Consider the following 5,468-nt stretch of genomic DNA (forward strand, 5'->3'; position numbering starts at 1 on the left):
CGCTTAAAAAGTCGCCTATGGCGGCTTTTTTTGTTGGTTGTTAACGATAATGGTTGTCCATTGGCCGTGTTATAGGTTCTCTTCTGCGCTAAACTGCCCGTTTAATGAAGCATCGTCAGTCTAACACTTTATTTTTCAGTCTAGAACTTTACTTTCTTCTGACATGTAGTTCAGGTTTGGCGAAAACATAAGAAGCGCCCCTCGGAGTGGAAGTCATCGTATGACTTCCTCCAAGGAGCGCTTTCTTCTTTTATGCAGTCCCCCACGTCCGATCCCCTGCCAAATATTTTTCAGTCAAAATAGATAGCAGTTGAATACCGACCTCATTATGTCCTCCCTCAGGAAGGATGAGGTCCGCGTATTTCTTGGAAGGCTCAATAAATGCCTCGTGCATAGGCTTAACCGTAGTCAAATAGTGATCGTGAATCGAATGGATGGTGCGGCCACGCTCCTCGATATCTCGAAGCACCCGACGAAGAATACGCACATCAGGGTCAGTATCCACAAATACCTTAATGTCGAGCAGGCTGCGGAGCTTTTCGTCAGACAGCACGTGCAGACCCTCCAGCATAACGATATGATTCGGCAGAAGCTCTACCGTCTCATCGGTGGAACGAGCATGAACCGTAAAGTCATACACTGGCGCTTGAGTCGCTTGTCCTTTTTTCAGACATTGGAGATGCTCGATAAGCAAGTCATTGTCAAAGGCAAACGGATGATCATAATTGACCAGAGCACGCTCGTCATAGCTCAGATGTGAATTGTCTTTATAGTAGTTATCCTGAGATATGAAAGTCACTTTATTAGATCCCAGACGCTCAACGACAGCACGTGCTACCGTCGATTTACCGGAACCTGTACCGCCGGCAATACCAATAATAAGCATGGCGTTTCACTTACCCTTCCCTAAATGTATCCCGATACAACTCAAGTATTGTAGCACAATGCACACTTTTTTTCATCACTGTGGAGCTTTGTATTTCTTCCATTTTCGTAGCTTGGCCCTGAATGTTTTAAAAGCTGCCACAGAGTTGATATGAATCCACATGTCTCATTGCAAAAATAAAAAAAACAGCGATTTTTGTGATTTTATGAAAATGCACTTGGTGTGTTCACGAAAAAGGATGCAAAATTAATAGAGAATTTAAGACAAAAGATAAGTAATTAGGCATATTTTAATATTCCTTTATATGTCTATAATTATTGGATGTAGTGCTTGAACATTGCAGTGATGTAGGTATGGAAGGTTTTTCGACTGTTTGGTACTCAACAATTATTTTATAAGGAGGAAGTTACATGAAGTCAGATTTGATGAAAAAATGTGCAAATGTAATGCTGAGCAGCTCGTTGGCGCTGTCTTTATCGTTACCGTTATTAGGTCATGCGTATGCAGATGGAAGTTTACAGGTGAGTGATAACTTTGAACAAGGTGAAGCTCAAGGCTGGAAAGTAGATTCGGGGAACTGGTCTGTTGTCAAGGGAGGGGATGGCTTCACATACCAGCAATCTGGTCGAAGTGAAGGCCGCTCTGTTAAAGGTGATGCTTCCTGGACGGACTATAGTGTGCAAGCAGATGTGTATATAGACGATTTTAACGGCTCCAACCGGGTGTATGTTGCAGGCAGATACACAGATGCCAAAAACTTCTACGCGGCTTCGTTGTACAACAAGAAGGGCGGGACTCTGGAAATCCGTAAAAAGGTAAACGGTTCTATGAAGACACTGGCTACCAAGAAAAATTACAAGCTGGATACTCATACCTGGTATAGCGTAAAGCTGGAGCTGTCCGGTTCGGAAATTAAGATGTACGTCAATGATAAACTGGAGTTGACTGCAAAAGACTCCAGCCTGACTGCGGGAGCTGTAGGCTTGGTAACCTCCAAGGCATCCGCCCAATTCGATAATGTGATTGTATCCGGTGCTGCCTCTGGAGGGGATACAACTACACCGCCTGCGAAACCGGAGCCAGGCAAAGATCAGCCAACTCCTGGCACGAATGACAACGCAACCTTCAAAAACAGCTATAATTTGACCGGCTTCTCGTATGGTAATACTGGCGGCGGAAACATTGCGGAAACCGATGCCAATTACAAAAAGGTTTACAACGCTGTGGATCTCCACGAAGCACTGAAAAAAGGCAGCAAAGTCAAGGTTATTGAGATTATGAACGATCTCGATCTCGGCTGGAATGAAATGCCAAGTGCTGCCAAGGCAAACCCTTTTGGTCCTCACAATGCTGTACAGACACATCCTGTGCTGAAGAAAACAGGTGTGAGCAAAATCTATATTCAAAACTTGAATGGAGTCACCATTTTCTCGGCCAAGGGCGCTAAACTCAAACATGCCGGCTTCGTCATTAAAAACAGCTCTAATTTGATTTTCCGTAACCTCGAATTTGACGAGCTTTGGGAGTGGGATGAAGCAACCAAAGGCAATTATGACAAAAATGATTGGGATTATATTACTGTCGAAGGTGCAAGCTCCAAGGTGTGGATTGACCATTGCACATTCAACAAAGCCTATGACGGTTTGGTAGATGTGAAAAAAGGCAGTAATGGAGTTACTATTTCCTGGTCTCTGTTCAAAGGAGATGACCGCAGCCCCAACAGTTGGGTAACCCAACAAGTCAACGCCATGGAAGCAGACAAATCTTCCTACCCTATGTATGCTTATCTGAGAAGCAGTGCCGTAGGATTGAGTAAAGAAGATATCATTGATATTGCAGCAGGACAAAAGAAGGCGCATCTGGTGGGTGCCACGGAAATGGCAGCCGACAATCCGGATCTGGAAGTGACGCTGCATCATAATTACTATCTGGATATTCAGGACCGTATGCCACGTTTGCGTGGCGGTAATGCGCATGCATATAACATCGTTATAGATGATGCCGGATTGGCCAGAGCCAAAAAAAGAATTACGTCCGACATGGCCAAAGCAATTTCTGCCAAAGGATACCATTTTGACGTCGTAGGCAACGGTGCGATTTCAACTGAAAATGGCGCGGTACTGCTTGAAAAATCGTATTTAATTGATGTATTTTCTCCAGTTCGCAATAATCAGAAAGATGCTAAAAAAGCCGACTATACAGGTAAAATCAAAGCAGAGGACGTCATCTTCTCGGATAAAGGCACCGTATTCAGAGGAGGCAGCGAAGAAGCAAACAGCCCGTTAGCTCCGTATCCTGCAAAGGCTATTGATTTCTCCTGGAGTGGATTCACAAAATTGCCATATAGCTATACAGCCGAAAATCCTGAAAACCTGGTTGCTCAATTGCAGGGCAAAGATGGAGCAGGTGCAGGCAAGCTGAATTGGTCCAAAGAAAACTGGCTCAAAACAGCATACAATACAGCCGTTTCGAAAAATGTACAAGCGGTGGAAGATTCAGAATAAGTATTTGAGGATGTTGCAAAATCCTGATTCACGAAGAAGCAGCTAGGACAGATATACTCTGTTCCTAGCTGCTTTTTCGTTAACCGCATTTAGGCTGCGTTCGGCATGTTTTTAACCGATAACAACAAACGAGGATACGCCCGGAGGTACCGTTCTAACCCGGAATAACGTTCCATCGTCTCTAAAGGTGCGCAGAATAAAAGTCTGGTTCGTAGGTGTGCGGACTCTGTTGAATCGGGCAGTACCAAAACTGTCGAAGCCTGCAGCTTGCACAAAGCTTCCATTTAGACGCCGGAGTGTAGCAAAAAATCCGGTTGTGTTAAAAGGTACACCGTCAGTGTTAGCCCAGATGACCGTAAATCGACGGAAGGTTTGCGTAGGACTCACATTGCGATATCTCGAAGCAGGAACCTTTCTGCCCGTAGATTTCAGCGTTTGTGGAGGACGAATGGCCACTTCAAATCAACTCCTTTTGTTGTGATGAGATATTAGATGCACACAAAGGAGTTTTAGACTGTGCCATAAACTACTTTTAAAAAATAGGTTTATATCGAACTCAAAATAGCACTACATGTACATTATAGTTCGATTTATGACCTCATCAGGCCCAATCGCGCCGCAGCGTGAAGAGTTCTCTTAATGCATCTGTCGACAGCTCGGTAATCCAGCCCTCGGTGCTGGAAATGATTTGGTCGCTGAGCTGCTGCTTGCTCTCCAGCATTTCGTCAATACGTTCCTCCAGCGTGCCCAGCGAGATAAATTTGTGCACCTGTACGTCCTTCGTTTGTCCCATCCGATAGGCGCGGTCTGTGGCCTGATTTTCGACAGCCGGATTCCACCAGCGGTCGAAGTGGAAGACGTGGTTGGCCGCTGTCAGATTCAGTCCCACACCGCCAGCCTTGAGTGACAAAATAAATACAGACGGCTGTTCTTCAGGCGGCAGCGTGTGAGATTGGAATTGGTCAATCATCCGGTCGCGTGCAGTTTTGGAGGTGCTGCCGTTCAGATAGAGCACGGGCTCTTGCAGTTCTTGAGCGAGCACCTGCTGGAGCATCCGTCCCATTCCAATATATTGCGTGAAAATCAGGCAGCGCTCGCCTTCCGCCCGCAGCTCCTTAACCATGGCCAGAATACGCTCAAGCTTGGAGGAGCGGCTGATAAGCGCTTCGAGCCCGGATGGGCTATATCCGGAAGCATCGACATTCAGAGCCGCTTCCCTGGTCAAAAGGATTGGGTGATCACAAAGCTGCTTTAGCTGGGTCAGAGCGGATAGAATGGCTCCTTTCCGCTCAATGCCCTCCAGCTTCTGCATCCGTTCCATCAGCTCTTTGACAATCTGGTCATAGAGCGCTCCCTGCTCGGAGGTGAGGTGAATATAGGTTTTCATCTCATTTTTATCAGGCAAATCAAGCTGTATAGCCGGGTCTTTTTTCTTGCGCCGCAGCATGAAGGGCTGAACCAGCTTTTGCAAATCCATCGTGCGCTGCTCGTTATGTTCCTTCTCAATGGCATTCATGAACCGATTGCTGAAAGCGCGTGAGCTGCCCAAATAGCCGGGATTGATAAAATCATAAATAGACCATAGCTCGGACAGCCGATTCTCAATAGGTGTCCCGGTCAGTGCTATACGATGACGTGCAGGGAAGCTGCGAACGGCGGTGGATTGCTTGGTTTGCGCATTTTTAATGTTTTGCGCTTCATCCAGGCAAATCGAATCCCAAGTCATGCCTTGGAGCAGCTCTTGATCAAGGGTTGCTGTCGCAAAGGAAGTTAGTATGACATCGGCTTGTCGGGCCTCTTCGCGGAACAAGTCTCCCTGCTCCCGCTTGCTTCCATAATGCAGCAGGACCTTTAAAGAAGGAGCAAAGCGGCTAAGCTCCTTTTGCCAGTTGCCCAGCACCGAAGTCGGGCAAATCAGCAGGGAGCTAGAGCGGACGCCCGTCTCCGCGGCCATCTCCTGCAGATGCAGCAAATAGGCGATAAACTGCACCGTCTTGCCAAGCCCCATGTCATCTGCCAAGCAGGCGCCCAGTCCAAAGCGCCGTAAAAAAGCAAGCCACGCGTAGCCGTCCCGCTGA

At 46.7% G+C, this 5,468-nt stretch carries 4 protein-coding genes; 1 reads left to right on the forward strand and 3 read right to left on the reverse strand.

Annotated elements, in window-relative coordinates; genetic code table 11:
- Positions 1-250: 250 nt before the first annotated feature.
- Complete coding sequence (gene udk / locus WG8_RS01170) at positions 251-886, reverse strand: uridine kinase (RefSeq protein WP_007428223.1); 636 nt, start codon at positions 884-886, stop codon at positions 251-253.
- A 410-nt stretch (positions 887-1,296) separates the two neighbouring features.
- Between udk and WG8_RS01175 the strand changes: the two genes are divergently transcribed.
- On the forward strand, positions 1,297-3,390 hold the full coding sequence (locus WG8_RS01175) for a pectate lyase family protein (protein ID WP_007428224.1): 2,094 nt from the start codon (positions 1,297-1,299) through the stop codon (positions 3,388-3,390).
- 111 nt (positions 3,391-3,501) lie between these two features.
- On the opposite strand, the gene WG8_RS01180 is transcribed toward WG8_RS01175, so the two are convergent.
- Positions 3,502-3,846 (reverse strand): hypothetical protein, encoded by a 345-nt coding sequence (locus WG8_RS01180; RefSeq protein WP_007428225.1) that lies wholly within the window; start codon positions 3,844-3,846, stop codon positions 3,502-3,504.
- 145 nt (positions 3,847-3,991) lie between these two features.
- Positions 3,992-5,468: DEAD/DEAH box helicase (locus WG8_RS01185; protein ID WP_007428226.1), on the reverse strand; the 1,477-nt coding region annotated here is incomplete at its 5' end.

Source organism: Paenibacillus sp. Aloe-11, assembly GCF_000245715.1.
In the GTDB taxonomy this organism is placed as follows: Bacteria; Bacillota; Bacilli; order Paenibacillales; family Paenibacillaceae; genus Paenibacillus; species Paenibacillus kribbensis.

Coding starts and splice junctions, on each gene's coding strand:
- udk (WP_007428223.1), bottom strand. CDS start 886: ATGCTTATTATTGGTATTGCCGGCGGTACAGGTTCCGGTAAATCGACG.
- WG8_RS01175 (WP_007428224.1), top strand. CDS start 1,297: ATGAAGTCAGATTTGATGAAAAAATGTGCAAATGTAATGCTGAGCAGC.